Raw genomic sequence first — 16,912 nt, 5'->3', positions numbered from 1 at the left:
GCAAGGCCCCGACCGATCGCCATCGCCACTGAACTCGAACGGAAGAGGGGAGGGGTCATCATTTCCAGTCCGCCCGTGCCGCCCGACCTCCAGACGCCGCCGGCACCGCCGCGCGTCGAATGGTCGGTGACGCCCGCGAACTGGAACCTGATCCGGGTGGGGCCGGGGTTCGAGACCGTGGTCGGCCGCGATCTGACCGAGTTCAACCGCGATCCGGACCTGTGGTCGCGCATGATCCATTCCGAGGATTGGAGCCGGGTCCACTGGGTACGGACCCAGGCCGTGGAAACCGGAACCTACCAGACGACCTATCGGATCATCCTGCCCGATCAGACGATCCGGTGGATGCATGAGGAAGGCTCGATCGTGCTCGACGGCGACGGACAGGTAATCCGGTTCGACGGATCGACCACCGACGTGACCCGGACGGCGCCGCAATACGCCCGGTTCAGCGAGGAACATCACATCAGGGACCTGTTCGCCACCATCAATGCCGGCCTGATCCGCCAGCGCAGCGCGGCTGACCTGTGCGCTCTGGTCTGCCGCGTCGCCGTCGAGGTCGGGCGGATGGAGGGGGTACAATTCCTGATCGCCGACGGCGCGTCGATGCGGCCGGGCGTTGGTGTCGGTCCGGCCTGGCATGCGGCGCACCAAGACGCCGAGGACCCAAGTGCGGACCTGGCCCGCACCAGCGGGCAGGTCCAGGCCCGCGGCGGCGTCGCCATTGTGCCCCTGCTGGGCGAGGCGGACTGCCATGGGGTGCTGGTGCTGCAGGCCCAGCGCGACCGCGTGTTCGACGGCCACGACCAGGCCGTGCTTGCGGCACTAGGGACGAACCTGGGCGTGGCCTTGGACATGATCGCCCGCGAGGAACGGCTGGAGCAGATCGCCTATGTCGATCCGCTGACCGGCCTGCCGAATCATCAGGCCTTTCTGGACCGCCTGGCCGAGCAGATGGATGCTGCCGGTCCCAATGGCCGGATCGGCGTCATCGTCCTGGACGTCGAGCGCTTCCACGTCATCAATGACGCGCTGGGCCGCAAGTCGGGCAATGACCTGCTGCACCAGTTGGCGGAGCGGTTGCGCACCGTGATGCGGCGCAGCGACTTCGTCAGTCGCCTGTCGGGCGACCAGTTCGCCGTCATGCTGCCCAACATTCCTGACCGGGCCACGGTCGAGGACCTGATCTCGCGCAACGACATCCGCTTCTTCGACGATGTGTTCCCCATTGCCGGTCAGGAGTTCCGCATCGCTTGGCGGGCCGGTCTTGCCGTATTCCCGGAGGACGGGCAGGAAGCCGTCACGGTCTTCCACAACGCCGAGGCGGCACTGAAGAGCGCCAAGCAGGGGCATGAGCGCTACCGCTTCTACGAGCCGCGGATCCATGTCCGCGTGGCCGAGCAGCTGGAGCTTGAAACACGGTTGCGCCGTGCCGTGGACCTGTTCCAGTTCGTCCTGCACTACCAGCCCAAGATTGACCTGCGGTCCGGCGCGGTGGTGGGGCTGGAGGCGCTGCTTCGCTGGCAGGACGGGGAGCGCGGACTGGTGGCGCCCGGCTTCTTCATCCCCATGCTGGAGCAGATGGGGCTGATCGAGCATGTCGGCCGCTGGGCGATCCGGCAAGCCATGCAGGTGCGCCGCGCCTGGACCCAGGCGGGCTTGGTGGCGCCGCCCATCGCCGTCAACGTCTCGGCCGTGCAGCTGCGTCAGCCGCGCTTCGTCCAGGATGTCGCCGACGCCATGGGCATGAATCCGGATGCCGACGGCCTGGACCTGGAGATCACCGAATCCATGGTCATGGAGAACGTGGCCGGCGTCATCGCCAAGCTGCAGGAGATCCGGAAGCTCGGCATCCGCGTTTCGATGGATGATTTCGGCACGGGCTATTCGTCGCTCAGCTACATGCACATGCTGCCGATCGACGTTCTGAAGATCGACCGCAGCTTCCTGATCGACATGCACCTCAGCCCATCCAAGTCCAGCATCGTGCGTACCATCATCCAGCTGGCCCATTCGCTGGGCATGCGGGTCGTGGCAGAAGGCGTGGAACTGGCCGAGCAGGCGAGCTACCTGCGGCAACTCGGCTGCGACGAGGCGCAAGGCTATTTCTTCAGCCGCCCTGTCCCGCAGGAGGAGATCGAGCGTCGCTTCCTGCTTCGCGCCGTGCCGGAACCCGTCTAGCCACCGCAGGCTGCACGGCGTCAGGCGGGGCCAATGGCGCCGCGCAGGTCCAGTGCCAGGTCGATGAAGCGGGCCGCCAGGTCCAGGTCGGTGACTGGCTGGCTCAGCCGCACGGATAGCCCGCCCGCGTCGAAGCACAGCACCGGATGCAGGGCCGGGTCCGGGTGCCGGGAGTGCCAGGCGGCAAGGCGGGCGTCGATCGCATCCAGGTCCAGCCGTCCCGAGCCCGCCCCGATGGCCAGCATGGTGAAAGTGCGGCCCGGCGGCTGTCCTACGATGCGCAGCGGTCCCAGGACCTGCGCCGCATCGGCCGCTGGGCCCAGCAGTTCGACCAGCAGGGCAGCGGCGGCTGGCGGCGAGACGGTGCCCATGGCGTCGATATCGGTTGCGTATCGAGCTTCCGCCTGAGCGGGACCCAGCACCACCACGCCATCGGGATGGGCAAGGTCCGCCTGGCGCCAGGTCGTGCCGTGGGCGGGCTCGGTCCGCATCGTCCAGGTGCCGCCGGGGGCAGCGATCTCGAGCACGGTGCCGGCAGGCAGGGCGGCGCGGCGATGCTCAACCCGCCAGTGGCGCGCGCGGGCCAGGGCGGCATGCCGCCGGATGGTGGCGCGCCGGGCCTGGACGAAATAGCCAAGGACCAGGGCGACGCCCACGGCCAGGGACAGCAGGACGGTGGGCAGGGCGTGCGCACTCATGGGGCAGGACGGGGCAATCGCGGGCGGAGACTTGCCGGTCGGCCCGTGGGCCATGATCGCCGACAGCAATGCGGTCTGCTGCGGGGCGCTGGAGGCCACGGAGGGAATCGAACCCCCGTACGCGGATTTGCAGTCCGCTGCGTAACCACTCCGCCACGTGGCCAATGCCCCGCGCAGGGGCGGCAACCTAGAAGAAGCCGCGCCGTTGCGCAAGGCGGTCCGGCACGCATCGCAGGTGGTTGAGTGGGGCAAGGGCGGTCGCTATGCTCCGCCGCACGCCTGCGCCCAAGCCTGTGTCCCGGGGAACGATGCCGACGCCTGACTTTGCGGCCCTGCGCCGAACCATGATCGCCAGCCAGATCAAGCCGAACATGGTGCCCGACGCGCGCATCCATGAGGCCCTGGACGCCATCCCGCGCGAGGCGTTCGTGCCCGAGGGGCGGCAGTCCCTGGCCTATATCGACGAGGACCTGGAACTGGCGCCCGGCCGCTTCCTGATGGAGCCGCGGGTCTTTGCCCGCCTGCTGCAGGCCGTGCTGGTGCAGCCGGGAGAGCGCGTGCTGCTGGTCGGTGCCGGCACCGGCTATGGCGCCGCGGTCCTGTCGCGTCTGGGCGGCAGTGTGGTCGCCCTGGAGGAGGACGCGGCTTTGGCAGTCCAGGCGCAGGGTCTGCTGGCCACGCTGGCGCCCGGCGTGGTCGTGGCGAGCGGCCCGCTGAACCAGGGCTGGGCAGCCGGGGCGCCCTATGACGTGATCCTGTTCGACGGCGCGGTCGAGGTGGTGCCCGACGCGATCCTGGCCCAGCTGGCGGACCAGGGCCGCGCCGCCGTGGTGCTGGCCGGGCCGTCGCCGGGCCTGGGCAAGGCGACGCTCTACACCCGCACGCCCGACCTGGGCCGGCGCCAGCTGTTCGACGCCGCGGTGCGCCCGCTGCCCGGCTTTGCCAGGCCCGCCAGTTTCGTCTTCTGAGCCGGCGCGCGAGCCATTAGCATCCGCCCCAAAGAACACGGGGAGGATGGCATGATCGGTCGACTGGCGGGCAAGGTTGCGGTGATCACGGGCGGGGCGGCCGGCATCGGCCGGGCCACCACCGAGCTGTTCCTGAAGGAAGGGGCCTGCGTCGTCGTCGGCGACCTGCAGGCCGAGGAGGGCGAGCGCATGGCCGGCAGCCTGGGCGCCGGCTTTGCCTTCCGCCGCACCGACGTCGCGGTCGAGGCGGACGTCAAGGCGCTGATCGACCTGGCCGTCGAGCGCTTTGGCCGGATCGACGTCCTGTTCAACAATGCGGGCTATGGCGGCACCGTGGGCGGTGTGGCCGAGATCGACATGGACAAGTTCGACGTCTCTGTCGCGGTCCTGCTCAAGGGCGTGTTCGCCGGCTACAAGCACGCCGTGCCCCACATGCGGCGCCAAGGCGGCGGCAGCATCATCTCCACCGCCAGCGTCGCCGGCATCACGGGCGGCGGCGGGCCGCTGGTCTATAGCGTCTGCAAGGCCGGCGTGATCCACCTGGCCAAGTGCGCCGCGCTGGAACTGCTGCCCGACAACATCCGCTCCAACGCGATCTGCCCCGGCGGGATCGCGACCCAGCTGCTGGCCCGCGGCTTTGGCGTGGGCAAGGCGACGGCCGAGGACTTTGGCCAGTACATGCGCAAGCTGGCGGCCGAGGGGCGCCCCCTGCACAAGGTGGGCGTGCCCGAGGACATTGCCGAGATGGCCCTGTTCCTGGCCAGCGACGCGTCCAAGTTCGTGACCGGCCAGGCCATCGCGGTCGACGGCGGCTATACCGCCGGGGCCAGCCTGAATGCCGAGATGAGCGGCGGGGCGCGCGCCGCACTCCAGGAATTCTCCGGCCAGCGCGGCGGCTGACGGCGCGGGCGGCCATGCGCAGGATCCTGCTGCTCATCGTCCTGCTGGTCGGCGGCATCGGCGCCCTGGTCACCAGCGGCGCCCTGGACGAGGTGATCGACGGCCTGCTGGTGCAGTTCGCCGGACCTGCGCGGGTCGAGGGGCCGGTCCTGCCCATCACGGTCGACGGCGCGCCCCAGGTCGTCGTCCTGACGCGGCAGGTGATGACCTATTCCCTGGGCCGCCGGTCGACGCGCAGCCGGGCCAAGACCTTCTTCGACCTGGCTGCCTTTGACGGGCGCACCGCCGCAGTCCTGTGGCAGCGGGGCCTGCGGACCGTCACGGGCGACCGCGCGGTCAACGGCCTTCTCCTGGGTCGCGACGGGGCGGTCGTCTGGCTCTACCTGGACGGCATCGTGGGCGTGGCGACGGGCGACGGTCAGGTGGTGGCCGATGCCGCCCGCCTGGCCGAGGCGAACCCCGCCTTGGCCGGCCAGATCCTGCCGGAGGCGCGCTATTACGGCTTTGCCCGCGGCCTGGTCCTGACCGCCGCGGACGGCCGCCTGTGGCGCATCGGCCCCGACCTGAAGGCGGTGGCGCATGACGGGCCGGCGCCGCCGTCCAGCGCCGCCCGCGCCCTGGGCCTGCCCGAGATCCCCAGCGTGCCGGTCCTGGCGCCGTCCAGCATCCCGCCCATGGGCATCGCCCTGCCGCCGGAGCTGGAGGCGATCGTGGCGCGGCAGCAGGGGGCGCCCCCGCCCGCCGACCCGGGCGAGGTGCCGGCCTTCCACACCCCCAGTTCGCACGGCATGTTCCGCGCGCGGGAGATGCAGGTGGCGGGCACCTGGCTTGCCCTGATGGACGATCCGCCCAGCGCCGGGGACGTGCGCCAGATCGGCTTTGCCCGGCCGCCGGGCCACCGCTACCTGGGCGGCCTGGGGGACACCGCGACGCGCCAGCGCCTGTGGCACGGCCGGCTGCGCGCGCGCTCCGCCGCGCCGCCCGGCTGGCCCGCCGACTTCCCCCAGACCTGGGGCGAGACGCTGGTGATCGAGGGCCCGCGCGTCCTGCTGCCGGAGCAGGACTTCCTGGGCGCCGGCCTGTTCGGGGACAAGGATGCGCCCTTCGTGCTGGCCGGCGCCGATGGCCGGCCGGCCGCCGTGCTGCTGGCCCATCGCAGCCGCCTGGGCGAGGCGGGCCGCGTCCTGCTCTCCCGCGTCGACCTTGCCGCGGGGGGCGGCGGGCGCGTGGCCTGGACCACCGACACGACGCTGAGCCTGGTGCAGTCGGTGATGCGCGGGCCGGGCGACGCCCAGGCGCGCACGCTGGTCCTGTTCGGCCGGCAATACCGGCCGGACCCGAACGAGCCGGCGCGCGATCCCTATCACAATGCGGCGGAGATCCTGGCCGCCATCGACCTGGAGACGGGCACGCTGGGCACCCACGTCTTTCCCCTGGGCGACCGGCCCTGGCGCTGAGCCGGGGGGTGAGCGCCAGGGCAATTGGAGGTCACGCGCGCCAGTTGGGGGCAACCCGGGGCGGGCCCGTCGCGAAGCCGGTCGCCAAGGCCGGGGCAGCGGCCGCAGCGGGGGCCGGGGCGGTGGCGGGCGCATCCGTGGCACTGAACGTGCGCCAGGTGCCATCCATGCTGGGCACCGTGAAGTGCGCCGGCACGGCCTCGCCCCGGGCGGCTGCCTCCGCCGCCTGCTCGCCGTGGTGGGCGCGGCCCACCCGCTCGAACAGCTGGTCCAGCCGCTCGATATAGTCGTCGTCGCCGTCCGGATCCTGCCAGCCCGGCGGCGGCCCGCCATAGAGCCTGGACGGTGCCGCGCCCGTCTGGCCGGCCGGATCGGCGGCCGACCCCGCCGACGCCGACGCGCCGCGGGCATGGGGCAGGGGCCGCGCGCCGCGGCATTGCTGTTCCAGCACGATGATGTGGCGCACCGCGCGCGCCGCCCGGTCGAGGGCGAGCGTCAGGACGGCAATCTGCTCCGGCGTCTCGGCCGAGCTTTGCGCCGCCGCACAGCGCCGCGCCGCCGCCATGGCGAGGCCGCGCAGCTCCGCGAGGTCGGCCAGTTCCTCTGCCGTGCCCGGCATGTCCACGGCCGGCCCGCCTGGATCGGCGGGCGCGCGCGGATCGCCCTGTGGGGGGCTTGAGGAAGCGGCGGAACCCATGAGAACAAATCATGCACATTTGCGTGCGAAAGTCAAGGTCGAGGGTTGGCGCCGGCGCGTTGGCCGGGCCGGCGGGCCTAGGCGGAGGCCCCTGCCCGAACCCCTGGGAACGGGGGTGGCCGTGGCTGGTTTGTCCTGGGCGCGATGTGGTCTACTGGCTGGCGGCCGGACCGGCTGCTGCCTGCGCTGGCCCCTGAATGCGCGGGCCCCTGAATGCGCGGGCCCTGGGCTGCGCTGGAGGATTGTTGTGAGCATCCTTGCCCTGATGGGCTTCCTCGGCATCTGTTTCCTGGCCGCCCTGTCGGGGGCGCTGTTCCGTCCCGGGGAATGGCACCGGCAATTGGCGAAGCCGTCCTGGAACCCGCCGAACTGGGTGTTCGCCCCCGCCTGGACCGTGCTGTACCTGATGATCGCCGTCTCTGGCTGGCTGATCTCGCAGCGGGCGGACGCGGTCGACGTGACCGTGCCGCTCGTCCTCTGGTTCGTCAGCCTGGCGCTGAATGCCGCGTGGTCGGCCCTGTTCTTTGGCCTGAAGCGGCCCGACCTGGCCTTTGTCGATGTCGTGCTGCTGTGGCTGTCGATTGCCCTGATGATCGTCGTGTTCATGCCGATCGACGCGCGCGCGGCCTGGCTCCTGGTCCCGTATCTGGCCTGGGTCAGCTTCGCCTCCGCCCTGAACCTGTCGATCTGGCAGCTCAACAAGGCCCCGCAGCGCAGCGGGACCTGAGCCCCGTCGCGCGGGACCGGCCCCGGCCCGGCGCCTGCGCCCGCGCAGGCGGCGTTGCGGACGGGATGCGGTGGCGGCGACGGGCACGCGGGCGCGTGGATCGGGCCCGACCGGGCGCCGGCCCGCGTGATGGCCGATGTGGTGGGCCGTGCGTGCCCGTGGGGTGGAGCGGGTGTGGCGGACCGGGCGGGGCGAGACCGGGTCCGCTCCCGCTCCGCGATCCGGGCGCCGGCTCAGGCGCGGAGGTCGATCGTCCGGGCGAACGGCGGCGCGAGTGCGGGGGTCTGCCGGGCATTGGCGGCGACCGACCCGTCCAGCCCGGCCAGCGCCCCGCCCAGGACCACGGCGGGATCGCCGGGGCGCAGGGAGTCGGCCCGGGCGGCCTCCCGCTCCGCCTTCGCCTTGGCCGCCTCGCCAAAGGGGCCATCCTGCGGCCGCGCCGGGTCGATATGCTTCTTCGCATTCTCGACGTCGGTGCACGTCCGGCACGGATACCCATTGATGATCTCAGTCATCGCCGTCCCAGGATGCAGGGTTGACGGTAAAGGATTCGCTGCGCCGGGCGTGGGCGTTACAGGCGAGCGGGGACAAAATGACGATGCGGGGTCACGATGACAGACAGCAACGACGGCAGCTAGACTGATATGTCTGCCAATGCCACCTACGCGGCAGTTTAGGAGAATGCCTCCTGTCTCTACGTGGGTGCAGCAAATGGGGCCTCTATTGCCGCAAAAATTGAGTAATATAGAGAAAACTTAGACTAACATTTGATTTATACGCCGCAGCCAACCCAATATCTCTCCATCTTTATCTGATTCTTCAAGCCTTCTAATAGACATCCTATCGACAACATCTTTGTTCAGATGCTTCTTGGCATTGCTAATCTTCTGATTTAGCTTTCTTTCAATTACGTCCGACCAAGGTACTTCGGACGCCGAGTTATTGTGTACCGCCTCCGCAATAATCTTTGGCACGTCGGAAAAATCATCAAACGAAACTGACAATCCGTCCATGGCTTCTGCTATAGCGTCGGGATGCAGGTAGTTCTCGATCTCACGCTTCGCTGTTAAAACGGCCCAAGACCGGTCACCGCGAGCATTCACAAGGTCGCATGCAGCTTTATACTTCGGCGGTATCGAAACGTCTCTGTCATAGATATGCACTTCCGGAATCGACAGCCCGCGTAGATAGCGCTTTTCGACCCATTGCTTTAGAGTGCCTCCACCCAAAGGTACCAATGCCACACGATGGTCTGTCTTAAGATCAACCACATCATCATATTCTTTTCTGAGAATTTGGCTTATGCGCTCCAGAAATTCTATATCATGTGGTCCCTCTACGCACACCAGGACTTGAACGCGCCGATCAGGCAAAACTCCCAGATCATTTGCGATATCGACTAACTCTGTCTCGCTGCAGAGGTATACCTTGCTTGAGCCCGTCGTGTCCTTCCGCACGCACCTGAGACTGTCGCTGGGTAAAAGTCCAGCTAATCCCGGCGTATGCGATGTAATAATAACCTGAGTATTATTGTCTGCAGCAAGATCCTTTAGGGCCTTCACAAGAAGCATTTGATTATGTGGATGCTGAGAAGTTTCTGGTTCCTCTACAGCAAAAATCACTGACGATGCGCCTCTTTCATGTCTCCTTCTCTCGGCTTCTGCTCGGAAAAAATTAAGTAAAACCAGTCTTCTGACACCACTTCCTCGCTTGTTTATAGGGATATCATTGTCCCCTGTCAGTCCAAATCGAAAAACGTCCCATTTGGGATCGGCCTTGAAATACGGCTTTAGCTCACTCGCTAATGCGCTATCCATCTCGCGAAGCTTCTCGAGAGTACGCGTGGCTACATCCTCCGCTCTACTTTGTACAAATTGCTCAATGCGCTTCAATTCATCTCTCACTTCATATAGTGCTTGGGTTATCGCAAATTTTAACGGATTCTGAACTTCATCATCTGCATCTTGACTCGCGCGATCAGAGCGAAAGAGCGCAAACATGGGGAGCTGTGGCTTTATATGATCCCAGATTTTTCTTGCATCTTCTTTTTCTAAGGCAATTTGCATCTCAGCAAGAGCTTTTTCTTCGCAAGAGTTCCTTATTGCTCTCCTGATTTCGGCATTAACGGTTAGATCAACATCGGTTTCGTCAATGGACATTCGCTTGAGGCGGGCTTTAAGTTCATTGTTCTTGAGATAAAGCAAATCAGAGATGCCTTGTGCGGTGGGGTGAATTGCTACAGCATAAATGGATTCCTTCGGTGTCTTATTGTCAGTGTTCCACTCTTTAATAATTTGTAGCTGTCCGTTCTTATTCAGAAGGTATTCCGACTTGAGGTCGGTTTCGAATGTTGAATCAAGAGTTAATTTCTCAGGGAGGTCGTCAAAAACGCATCCTATGCGAACAATCTTATCTAGACTGTAGACACAGGAATCTCCACGATCCAATTTCCCATCATTAAAGAATATTTCAAGTGCTTCAAGTATTGTAGATTTTCCTGCATCATTTTTTCCAACTACAGCAGTAAGGTCAGATATATCGATGATCGTATTTTCGCGATAGCCACGGAAATTCTCAATTATCACCGCAGAAAGTTTCATTGCTCGATCCTCTTTGATGACGCTGTCAATCATAAAGGGTATGAATTGGGTTCGAATAAACTTTAGATAACTATTGCTGACTGTTGTCAATAGAAGCTTACCGGCGCGCCTATCGGCGCCACTATTCCATCGACCTATGTCTTCAGATGACGTTCTGACGTTGAGACGTCAGAACCACATATCCCGCACGCACCGCCCATCCCTCGGGAGGTCCTCGAAGGTGTCGAGGCCGTCGAAGTGGTCGATGGGGAGGTGGGCGGTGGCTTCCGGGGCGCTCAGGCGCACGTTGACGGCCATGCGGCGACGTCCGTCGGGCTCCAGGCGGAGGCCGCGCCAGGCGAGGACGCAGGCGCAAGCGGGGCAGAACAGGATTTCCAGGACGGGGTTCGGCTTTTCCGCGCGGGTATAGCTGCGGGTGGGGCCGCTGAGGTGGATGCGCTCGCCGGCGAAGTCATAAGCCCAGAGGGCGCCGTAGCGCCGGCACAGGGTGCAGTTGCAGGCCGTGATCGGGCCGGGGTCTCCGTCGAGCGTCCAGGCGCAGGCGCCGCAATGGCAGGTGCCTTTCAGGGGGGCGGTGGGGGTCATGCGGGCTCCGGGGTTTTGGGGGGGGCAGGGGACTGGCGGTGGAGGTTGGCGTGGGTGGCCCATCCTTCGAGACGCGCCTGGGGCGCTCCTCAGGATGAGGTTGGGGGTCTGGGGGAATGATGGGGGAGGGTGGCGTGGGTGGCCCATCCTTCGAGACTCGCCTGTGGCGCTCCTCGGGATGAGGTTGGGGGTTGGGGGTTGATTTTCGGAGGCGGCTTGGGGTGCGGTCGCGGGCCTTGCGCGGCGGGTCATGGGTCCCCCGCATGAAGCGGGGGACGTAGAGGGGAAAGTGGCGGGTCGTGGGACCCCTGTTGAAACCTAAGGGTCTCACGGATCTGGGTCGGCGACGGCCGCGGTCATCTTTGCGTAAACATCTCCCCGCTCGTCCCCGCGAAGGCGGGGACCCAGGGGCAACATGGACCTGCGCTTGGGGCTCTGGATCCCCGCCAGCCCACCCCACGCAGCTGCGCGTGGGGACCCCGGTTCGCGGGGATGATCGGCTTTTTGGGCGTTGACCGCGTTCGCTTCGGCCCAGCGACGCGGATGGGGGAGTGGCCCCCGCGCCGGGGTGCGCGGGGGCTGGGTCGGGGCTGCTACTTCAGGCGGTCGAGGGCGCCGATGACGGCGTCGGTCTTCTCCAGGATGACCATGTGGCCAGCCTCTGGGATGCTGACCAGCTGGGCGCCGGCAATGCCCTTCTTGAAGGCCTGGGCATAGGGCGGGGGGATGAGGCGGTCCGAGTCGCCCCAGACCAGCACCGTCTTCGCCTTGATCCGGTAGAGGCGGCTCGACAGGCCGCGGTCGGGGATGGGGAACAGGATCTTGCCCGCCATGCCCAGCTGCCGCGCGTTCTGCACCAGGAAGTTCTGCAGGAACGTGTGGTCGGCAAAGTCGACCCCCGCCGTCATCAGCGCGGTCCCCGCCTCGACATCGTGGAAGAGCAGCGGCGGGAACTCGAACGGCAGGGTCGCGAAGATGTCGGGCATGGGATGCGCGTCCAGCCACAGGCCGGCCGGGCAGATCAGGCCCAGGCGCTCCACGTCATGGGGGGCGATCGCCGCCATCTCGGCCGCGATCATGCCGCCCATCGAATGGCCGACCAGGATGGGCCGGTCGCTGCCCTTCATCAGGCCCAGCCCCTCGACCACGTCCCAGGTGTGGAGCGTGAAGTCGAGCATGTCGCGAAGGCTCTCGCACTCCTCCGACGTGCCGTAGCCGGGCAGGATGGGGGCATAGACGCGGTAGCGCTCCGCCAGTTTCTGCAGGAACGGATCGTCGGCCGTCACCCCGCCGGCGCCGTGCAGGAAGACCAGCTCCGGACCGGAGCCGCCCTGCAGGACTTCGACATTGGCATGGTGGGTCTGGACATGGGTCAGCGTGATCGCGCTCATTCCGCGGCCTCCGCGGTTTTGCGCTCGAACGGGGCGTGGAGGGGGGCGGGGGTGGCGCGGCGCTCCAGCGGGTGGCACCAGAAGCGGCCGTCGTTCGCGTAGTCGGGCCAGATGTTGCGCAGTTTCGGCATCACCTTCTCCGCGAAGAGGCGGGTCGAGTAGCGCGTGAGCTCGCCCGGCATGTCGCCGATGTGCATGAGGCAGAACATGTTGCCGACGCGCAGGCCCCGGATCGCCTCCTCCAGCCGCTGGCGCACCGTCTCTGGGCTGCCGGCGATGACGTGGCCGCCCTCCACCAGGTCCTTCCACGAGAGGGTGGTGAAGTCGAAGCCGGGCGCGTATTGCGACAGGGCGCCGGACTTGATCGTCTTGATCGTGCGGTAGCCGGGCGCATCGGCGAAGCGCGCGTCGACGTGCAGGCAGCGATTGTAGAAATAGTTGACGTGCGGCCAGTAGAGGCGCTCGGCCTCCTCGTCCGTCTCGGCCACGCAGATCGTCTGCGCGAAGCCGGCGCGGTAGGGGCTCTCGTCGGGCGTGTTGCGCTCGGCGACCCGGTCCCAATAGCCCTGGAGCAGGGCCTTGGCCCGGATGTAGCCGGTGAAGCTGAGATAGGAATAGGAATAGGTGTTGTCGAGGCAGAAGTCGTACGTCTCGACCGAGCCGCCGCCGGGAATGTGGATCGGCATGTAGGGCTTCTGCACGGGCTTCGGCCACAGGTTGACGTAGCGCAGCTTGGTATAGCGGCCGTTCCAGGCAAAGGGCTCGTCGCTCGTCCAGGCCTTGACGATCAGGTCGTGCGCCTCCTGGTACTTCTCGCGCGTCAGGCCCGGGATCTGGCCATAGCAGTAGTTGGTGTCCATCGACGTGCCGACGGGGAAGCCGCCGACGAAGCGCCCGCCCGACATCACGTCGAGCATCGCGAACTCCTCCGCCACCCGGATCGGGGGATTGTAGAGCGCGATGGAGTTGCCCAGCACCACGATCGCCGCGCGGTTGGTCCGCCTGGTCAGGGCGGCGGCGATGATGTTGGGCGACGGCATCAGGCCATAGCCGTTCTGGTGATGCTCGTTGATGCCGATGCCGTCGAAGCCCACGGACTCGGCATATTCGAGCTGGTCGAGGTATTCGTTATAGACGTCGTGCCCCTTGACCGGGTCGTACATGGTGGACGGGATGTCGACCCAGACGGAGTTGTTCTTCTCGCGGAAGTCCTCCGGCATGTAGGGCCAGGGCATCAGGTTGAACCAGGTGAACTTCATTTCCTCTCCCTTTCCGGCGTGCGCCGCGCGCGTTCTCGTTGCTGAACAGCGTACGGAAGCGGAGCCCGGGCGTCACGACCCTTGATGCGTCCGCTGAGCGTTTTGCGGAGGACATCTCCGTGATCGGGCCGCCTTCGATGATCGTCGTCTGCGGCGGCATCGCGGCGGGCAAGACCCGGTTCCGGCAGCGCCTGGCGCTGGCCTGCCCGATGGTGCGCGGGGCGCAGGTCGTCTCGACCGACGTCATGGCGGCGGCCATGGCGGGGGTCGCGCCCGCGGCGGAGCCCTGGGGGGCGGAGGGGGCCGCCCTGCTGCAGGCCGCGGCAAGTGCGGCGGGCGAGGCCCTGATGCACCGCGTCCTGGCGGCGGCGCCGCCGCTGGTCGTGTGGGAGACGACGCTGGCCTGGGACGCGGAGGGGGCGGAGGCGCTGGCCTGGCTGGCGCGGATCCGGGCGGCCAACTATCGGATCATCCTGCACGGCCTGACCTGCGATCCGGCGGAGGCCGAGGCCCGCGCCGCAGCGCGCGGCGGCCGGCCGCTGCGCACCGACAGGATCGCGCAGAGCCACGCCTTGTTCCGTGCCCTGGCCCCCGCTTATGTGCAGGCGGTGGACCGCGCGCGGCTGTGGGACACGACGGGCGGACGGCTGCGGCGGGTACGGCCCCTGGGCGGGAGCGACCGGCCGTAGCCCGCCGACACGGGTCGGGATCAGTTCCCCCCGACCACGATCGCATCGCATGTTCGGGTTATGCGGCACTCCACACGATCAGGGCGGCCGAACCGATGGCCAGGGCGTCCTCGCACAGGGCAGCAGGGAGGTCGCGGCCCATGGCGGCGGCCAGGCGCTGGCGCAGGGTGGCCCCACCCAGCGTGCCGGCCACGGCCCCGACCAGGCCGGCGACAGCGCCCAGCCAGATCGATCCCGCAGCAACACCAAAGGCGGCGCCACACAGCGTGCCGGACACGAGGCGCGCCGCGAACTGGATCGGGACCTTGCGGCTGGGCGTGAACGGCAGCTTGTCGGCGACGAATTCGCCCAGCGCCAGCAGGGTCAGAATCCAGGGCGCCCAGGCATGGCCCAGGAAGGCCAGACCCGTCTCGGCCAGGGGCAGGATGCCAAGATAGGCCGCCCAGCTGGCAGCCGCAGGCGCGGTCATGGTGCGCAGACCCGCCACGATGCCGATCAACAGGCTGAGAACGATCATGGTGTCAGCGTCCCTGCGTCGCGAAGCCCGGAGAGGATGCAAACGTGCCAGCCGGTGAGGAGATCCGTGCCGCCCCTTCGCCCGAACCGTCACGGCACCGCAATGGGGCAGGACGCACCCTCCCCCATCCTTCGGACGGGGGGCTCTTGGGGCCGGAGGGACGGGCGGCCCTCCACTTTTGTCCGGGTTGGCCTCCTGCGTCGCGTTCGATGATTGACGTCATATGATATGACGGGCGTAATCGCATCCCGGAACGATTTGGGAGGGTGCGATGCGCCTGGACTTCTATTTTCACTTCGGCAGCCCCTATGCCTATCTGGCGAACCGGCAGTTGCCGGGCCTGCGGGAGAGCCATGGGGCGGAGGTTGTGTACCAGCCCTGTGACATCCTGGCGGTGATGAAGAGCGTGGGGAACGTGCCGTCGCCCGCCTGTCCGCCCAAGGCGCGCTATGCCGGGATCGATGCGGCGCGCTGGGCGGCGCTGCTGGGCGCGCCGTTCGCGATGAACGGGGCCTTCATGGCCGCGGCACGGGCGGGGCAGACGGACTTCAACACCCTGATCCGGGCGGCGCTGGTGGCGCGCGACCGGGGGCAGGCCGAAGCCTTCACCACCGCCGTGTTCGACGCGATGTGGGGTGTGCCGGCCGACCTGGTCAGCGCGGAGGGCCGCGCCGCCGTGCTGGCCAAGGCGGGGATCGCGGACGACGGCCTGTGGGTCGAGGCGGACGGGCCGGAGCGCCGCGCCCAGCTGGAGGCGATCACGCCGGAGGCGGCGGGTCGCGGCGTGTTCGGCGTGCCCACGATCTTCGTCGGGGAGGAGATGTTCTTTGGCAATGACCGGATGGATTTCGTGCGCGCGGCCCTGAACGGCGCGCGGCAGGCGGGAGCGGCGGCATGAGCAGGGTTGCACTGGTCACGGGCGTGGGCCCTGGCACGGGGGCCGCGATCGTGCGGCGCCTGGCGCGCGACGGCTTTTCCGTCGCCATGCTGGCGCGCGATGGGGAGCGGCTGAAGGCGCTGGAGGCCGAGGTCGATGGCGCCCGCGGCTATCCCGTCGACGTGACCGACGCGGCCGCGCTGGACGCCGCGCTGGACGCGGTCGAGCGCGAGATCGGCGCGCCCGAGGTCGTCGTGCACAATGCCGTGGGCGGGGCCTGGGGCACCTTTGCCGAGATCGACCCGGCCGTGCTGCTGCAGAACTTCCAGGTCAACACGATGGCGCTGCTGCACCTGGCGCGGCGCCTGACGCCCGCCATGATCGCGGCCGGGCGGGGCGCGCTGATCGTCACCGGCAATACCTCGGCCCAGCGAGGCCGCGCGAACTTCGCCGGCTTTGCCCCGACCAAGGCGGCCCAGCGCATCCTGGCCGAGGCGATCGCCCGGGACGTGCATCCCAAGGGCGTGCATGTCGCCTATGTGGTGATCGACGCGGTGATCGACGTGCCCTGGACCCGCCAGCGCTTCGCCGACAAGCCGGACGATTTCTTCATCCAGCCGGCCCATATCGCGGACGAGGTGGCGCACCTGGTCAACCAGCCCCGCTCTGCCTGGTCGTTCAACGTCGAGATCCGGCCGTTCGGCGAGGTGTGGTAGGGGCCCCTGGCGCCAGGACGGACGCGGCCCCATGTGCGGTCCCGCACCCACAGGCGAGGACAGGGACATGCAGGGCAGCGACATGCAGGGCAGCGAGCGCGTGGTGATCCGGCACCTGGGACCGGCGGACATCGCCCTGTTCCGCGAGATGCTGGCGGTGCTGGGCCGTGCCTTTGCCGAGGAGGCAACCTATACCGGCGCCCAGCCGGGCGACGACTACCTGCGCCGCCTGCTGGGCGGTGACAGCTTCATCGCCCTGGCGGCCCTGCGCGGCGGGACGGTCGTGGGCGGTCTGGCGGCCTATGAGCTGGTGAAGTTCGAGCAGGAACGCAGCGAGTTCTACATCTATGACCTGGCGGTGGCGGAGGAGCACCGGCGCCGGGGCATCGCCACCGCCCTGATCCAGGCACTGAAGCCGCTGGCTGCGGCCCGCGGCGGGTATGTCATCTTCGTCCAGGCCGACCCGCCCGATTCGCCGGCGGTGGCGCTGTACGACAGCCTGGGCACGCGGGAGGCGGTCCTGCACTTCGACATTCCCGTTGGCTGAGGCGGCCCCTTCCGTCCCTAGCGTTTGGCCCGCGGATCGGCGATAAGTCGAGCCGATAAGCAGACCGCGCGGTCACTCAATCGACCGCCGGGACAAACAGGGG

The 16,912-nt window shown here is 67.6% G+C and carries 17 protein-coding genes and 1 tRNA gene; 9 read left to right on the top strand and 9 right to left on the bottom strand.

From position 1 onward, the window contains the following. The first annotated feature begins 75 nt into the window (after positions 1–75). A complete protein-coding gene (locus tag ACI6GS_RS18965) occupies positions 76–2,181 on the top strand; it encodes a putative bifunctional diguanylate cyclase/phosphodiesterase (protein WP_439815027.1) in 2,106 nt (701 codons plus the stop codon). A 20-nt stretch (positions 2,182–2,201) separates the two neighbouring features. On the opposite strand, the gene ACI6GS_RS18960 is transcribed toward ACI6GS_RS18965, so the two are convergent. After that, positions 2,202–2,978: a hypothetical protein gene (locus tag ACI6GS_RS18960; protein WP_439815026.1), complete on the bottom strand. Its 777-nt coding sequence runs from the start codon at positions 2,976–2,978 to the stop codon at positions 2,202–2,204. Next, positions 2,969–3,042: transfer RNA gene (locus tag ACI6GS_RS18955), tRNA-Cys, on the bottom strand. Before ACI6GS_RS18955 ends, ACI6GS_RS18960 begins: the two co-directional genes overlap by 10 nt. 145 nt (positions 3,043–3,187) lie before the next feature. On the opposite strand from ACI6GS_RS18955, the gene ACI6GS_RS18950 reads away from it, so the two are divergent. The 3 genes from ACI6GS_RS18950 to ACI6GS_RS18940 are packed head-to-tail and all read left to right on the top strand — an operon-like array spanning position 3,188 to position 6,204. Then, positions 3,188–3,847, top strand: coding sequence for a protein-L-isoaspartate O-methyltransferase family protein (locus ACI6GS_RS18950; protein WP_439815025.1), 660 nt, complete (start codon positions 3,188–3,190; stop codon positions 3,845–3,847). Positions 3,848–3,898: 51 nt separating this feature from the next. Beyond that, the gene (locus ACI6GS_RS18945) at positions 3,899–4,747 is read left to right on the top strand and encodes an SDR family NAD(P)-dependent oxidoreductase (protein WP_439815024.1); all 849 of its coding nucleotides are present in this window, start codon (positions 3,899–3,901) and stop codon (positions 4,745–4,747) included. 14 nt (positions 4,748–4,761) lie between these two features. Further along, positions 4,762–6,204: a PA2928 family protein gene (locus tag ACI6GS_RS18940; RefSeq protein ID WP_439815023.1), complete on the top strand. Its 1,443-nt coding sequence runs from the start codon at positions 4,762–4,764 to the stop codon at positions 6,202–6,204. A 31-nt stretch (positions 6,205–6,235) separates the two neighbouring features. On the opposite strand, the gene ACI6GS_RS18935 is transcribed toward ACI6GS_RS18940, so the two are convergent. After that, complete coding sequence (locus ACI6GS_RS18935; RefSeq protein ID WP_439815022.1) at positions 6,236–6,901, bottom strand: hypothetical protein; 666 nt, start codon at positions 6,899–6,901, stop codon at positions 6,236–6,238. A 247-nt stretch (positions 6,902–7,148) separates the two neighbouring features. Between ACI6GS_RS18935 and ACI6GS_RS18930 the strand changes: the two genes are divergently transcribed. After that, complete coding sequence (locus ACI6GS_RS18930) at positions 7,149–7,628, top strand: TspO/MBR family protein (protein WP_439815021.1); 480 nt, start codon at positions 7,149–7,151, stop codon at positions 7,626–7,628. Between the two features lie 233 nt (positions 7,629–7,861). On the opposite strand, the gene ACI6GS_RS18925 is transcribed toward ACI6GS_RS18930, so the two are convergent. The 5 genes from ACI6GS_RS18925 to ACI6GS_RS18905 all read right to left on the bottom strand — a co-directional run bounded on the left by ACI6GS_RS18925 (position 7,862) and on the right by ACI6GS_RS18905 (position 13,463). Beyond that, positions 7,862–8,143, bottom strand: coding sequence for a hypothetical protein (locus ACI6GS_RS18925; protein ID WP_439815020.1), 282 nt, complete (start codon positions 8,141–8,143; stop codon positions 7,862–7,864). Between the two features lie 240 nt (positions 8,144–8,383). Next, positions 8,384–10,228 (bottom strand): ATP-binding protein, encoded by a 1,845-nt coding sequence (locus ACI6GS_RS18920; RefSeq protein ID WP_439815019.1) that lies wholly within the window; start codon positions 10,226–10,228, stop codon positions 8,384–8,386. Between the two features lie 168 nt (positions 10,229–10,396). Then, positions 10,397–10,813 (bottom strand): GFA family protein, encoded by a 417-nt coding sequence (locus tag ACI6GS_RS18915; protein WP_439815018.1) that lies wholly within the window; start codon positions 10,811–10,813, stop codon positions 10,397–10,399. A gap of 593 nt (positions 10,814–11,406) precedes the next feature. Continuing rightward, positions 11,407–12,204 (bottom strand): alpha/beta fold hydrolase, encoded by a 798-nt coding sequence (locus ACI6GS_RS18910; RefSeq protein WP_439815017.1) that lies wholly within the window; start codon positions 12,202–12,204, stop codon positions 11,407–11,409. Then, positions 12,201–13,463 (bottom strand): LLM class flavin-dependent oxidoreductase, encoded by a 1,263-nt coding sequence (locus ACI6GS_RS18905; protein ID WP_439815016.1) that lies wholly within the window; start codon positions 13,461–13,463, stop codon positions 12,201–12,203. Before ACI6GS_RS18905 ends, ACI6GS_RS18910 begins: the two co-directional genes overlap by 4 nt. A gap of 119 nt (positions 13,464–13,582) precedes the next feature. On the opposite strand from ACI6GS_RS18905, the gene ACI6GS_RS18900 reads away from it, so the two are divergent. Continuing rightward, the gene (locus ACI6GS_RS18900) at positions 13,583–14,152 is read left to right on the top strand and encodes an AAA family ATPase (RefSeq protein ID WP_439815015.1); all 570 of its coding nucleotides are present in this window, start codon (positions 13,583–13,585) and stop codon (positions 14,150–14,152) included. A gap of 58 nt (positions 14,153–14,210) precedes the next feature. Here ACI6GS_RS18900 and ACI6GS_RS18895 read toward each other — a convergent pair whose 3' ends face one another. Then, positions 14,211–14,669: a DUF4126 family protein gene (locus ACI6GS_RS18895; protein WP_439815014.1), complete on the bottom strand. Its 459-nt coding sequence runs from the start codon at positions 14,667–14,669 to the stop codon at positions 14,211–14,213. Between the two features lie 271 nt (positions 14,670–14,940). Here ACI6GS_RS18895 and ACI6GS_RS18890 point away from each other — a divergent pair, with 271 nt between their 5' ends. The 3 genes from ACI6GS_RS18890 (at position 14,941) to ACI6GS_RS18880 (ending at position 16,809) form a co-directional block, all read left to right on the top strand. Further along, positions 14,941–15,567 (top strand): 2-hydroxychromene-2-carboxylate isomerase, encoded by a 627-nt coding sequence (locus tag ACI6GS_RS18890; protein ID WP_439815013.1) that lies wholly within the window; start codon positions 14,941–14,943, stop codon positions 15,565–15,567. Continuing rightward, positions 15,564–16,262, top strand: a complete 699-nt coding sequence (locus ACI6GS_RS18885; protein ID WP_439815012.1) for an SDR family NAD(P)-dependent oxidoreductase — start codon at positions 15,564–15,566, stop codon at positions 16,260–16,262. Before ACI6GS_RS18890 ends, ACI6GS_RS18885 begins: the two co-directional genes overlap by 4 nt. 82 nt (positions 16,263–16,344) lie before the next feature. Then, positions 16,345–16,809, top strand: coding sequence for an AAC(3)-I family aminoglycoside N-acetyltransferase (locus tag ACI6GS_RS18880; RefSeq protein ID WP_439817992.1), 465 nt, complete (start codon positions 16,345–16,347; stop codon positions 16,807–16,809). Positions 16,810–16,912: the final 103 nt, after the last annotated feature.

Source organism: Zavarzinia sp. CC-PAN008, assembly GCF_051903925.1.
Lineage (GTDB): Bacteria > Pseudomonadota > Alphaproteobacteria > Zavarziniales > Zavarziniaceae.
This window is presented reverse-complemented; position numbering and strand designations above follow the sequence as displayed.

What these genes read in the sequence shown, in the direction of transcription:
- ACI6GS_RS18950 (WP_439815025.1), top strand. Translation starts at nt 3,188, where the DNA reads ATGCCGACGCCTGACTTTGCGGCCCTGCGCCGAACCATGATCGCCAGC.
- ACI6GS_RS18945 (WP_439815024.1), top strand. Translation starts at nt 3,899, where the DNA reads ATGATCGGTCGACTGGCGGGCAAGGTTGCGGTGATCACGGGCGGGGCG.
- ACI6GS_RS18940 (WP_439815023.1), top strand. Translation starts at nt 4,762, where the DNA reads ATGCGCAGGATCCTGCTGCTCATCGTCCTGCTGGTCGGCGGCATCGGC.
- ACI6GS_RS18935 (WP_439815022.1), bottom strand. Translation starts at nt 6,901, where the DNA reads ATGGGTTCCGCCGCTTCCTCAAGCCCCCCACAGGGCGATCCGCGCGCG.
- ACI6GS_RS18925 (WP_439815020.1), bottom strand. Translation starts at nt 8,143, where the DNA reads ATGACTGAGATCATCAATGGGTATCCGTGCCGGACGTGCACCGACGTC.
- ACI6GS_RS18920 (WP_439815019.1), bottom strand. Translation starts at nt 10,228, where the DNA reads ATGAAACTTTCTGCGGTGATAATTGAGAATTTCCGTGGCTATCGCGAA.
- ACI6GS_RS18915 (WP_439815018.1), bottom strand. Translation starts at nt 10,813, where the DNA reads ATGACCCCCACCGCCCCCCTGAAAGGCACCTGCCATTGCGGCGCCTGC.
- ACI6GS_RS18910 (WP_439815017.1), bottom strand. Translation starts at nt 12,204, where the DNA reads ATGAGCGCGATCACGCTGACCCATGTCCAGACCCACCATGCCAATGTC.
- ACI6GS_RS18905 (WP_439815016.1), bottom strand. Translation starts at nt 13,463, where the DNA reads ATGAAGTTCACCTGGTTCAACCTGATGCCCTGGCCCTACATGCCGGAG.
- ACI6GS_RS18895 (WP_439815014.1), bottom strand. Translation starts at nt 14,669, where the DNA reads ATGATCGTTCTCAGCCTGTTGATCGGCATCGTGGCGGGTCTGCGCACC.
- ACI6GS_RS18890 (WP_439815013.1), top strand. Translation starts at nt 14,941, where the DNA reads ATGCGCCTGGACTTCTATTTTCACTTCGGCAGCCCCTATGCCTATCTG.
- ACI6GS_RS18885 (WP_439815012.1), top strand. Translation starts at nt 15,564, where the DNA reads ATGAGCAGGGTTGCACTGGTCACGGGCGTGGGCCCTGGCACGGGGGCC.
- ACI6GS_RS18880 (WP_439817992.1), top strand. Translation starts at nt 16,345, where the DNA reads ATGCAGGGCAGCGAGCGCGTGGTGATCCGGCACCTGGGACCGGCGGAC.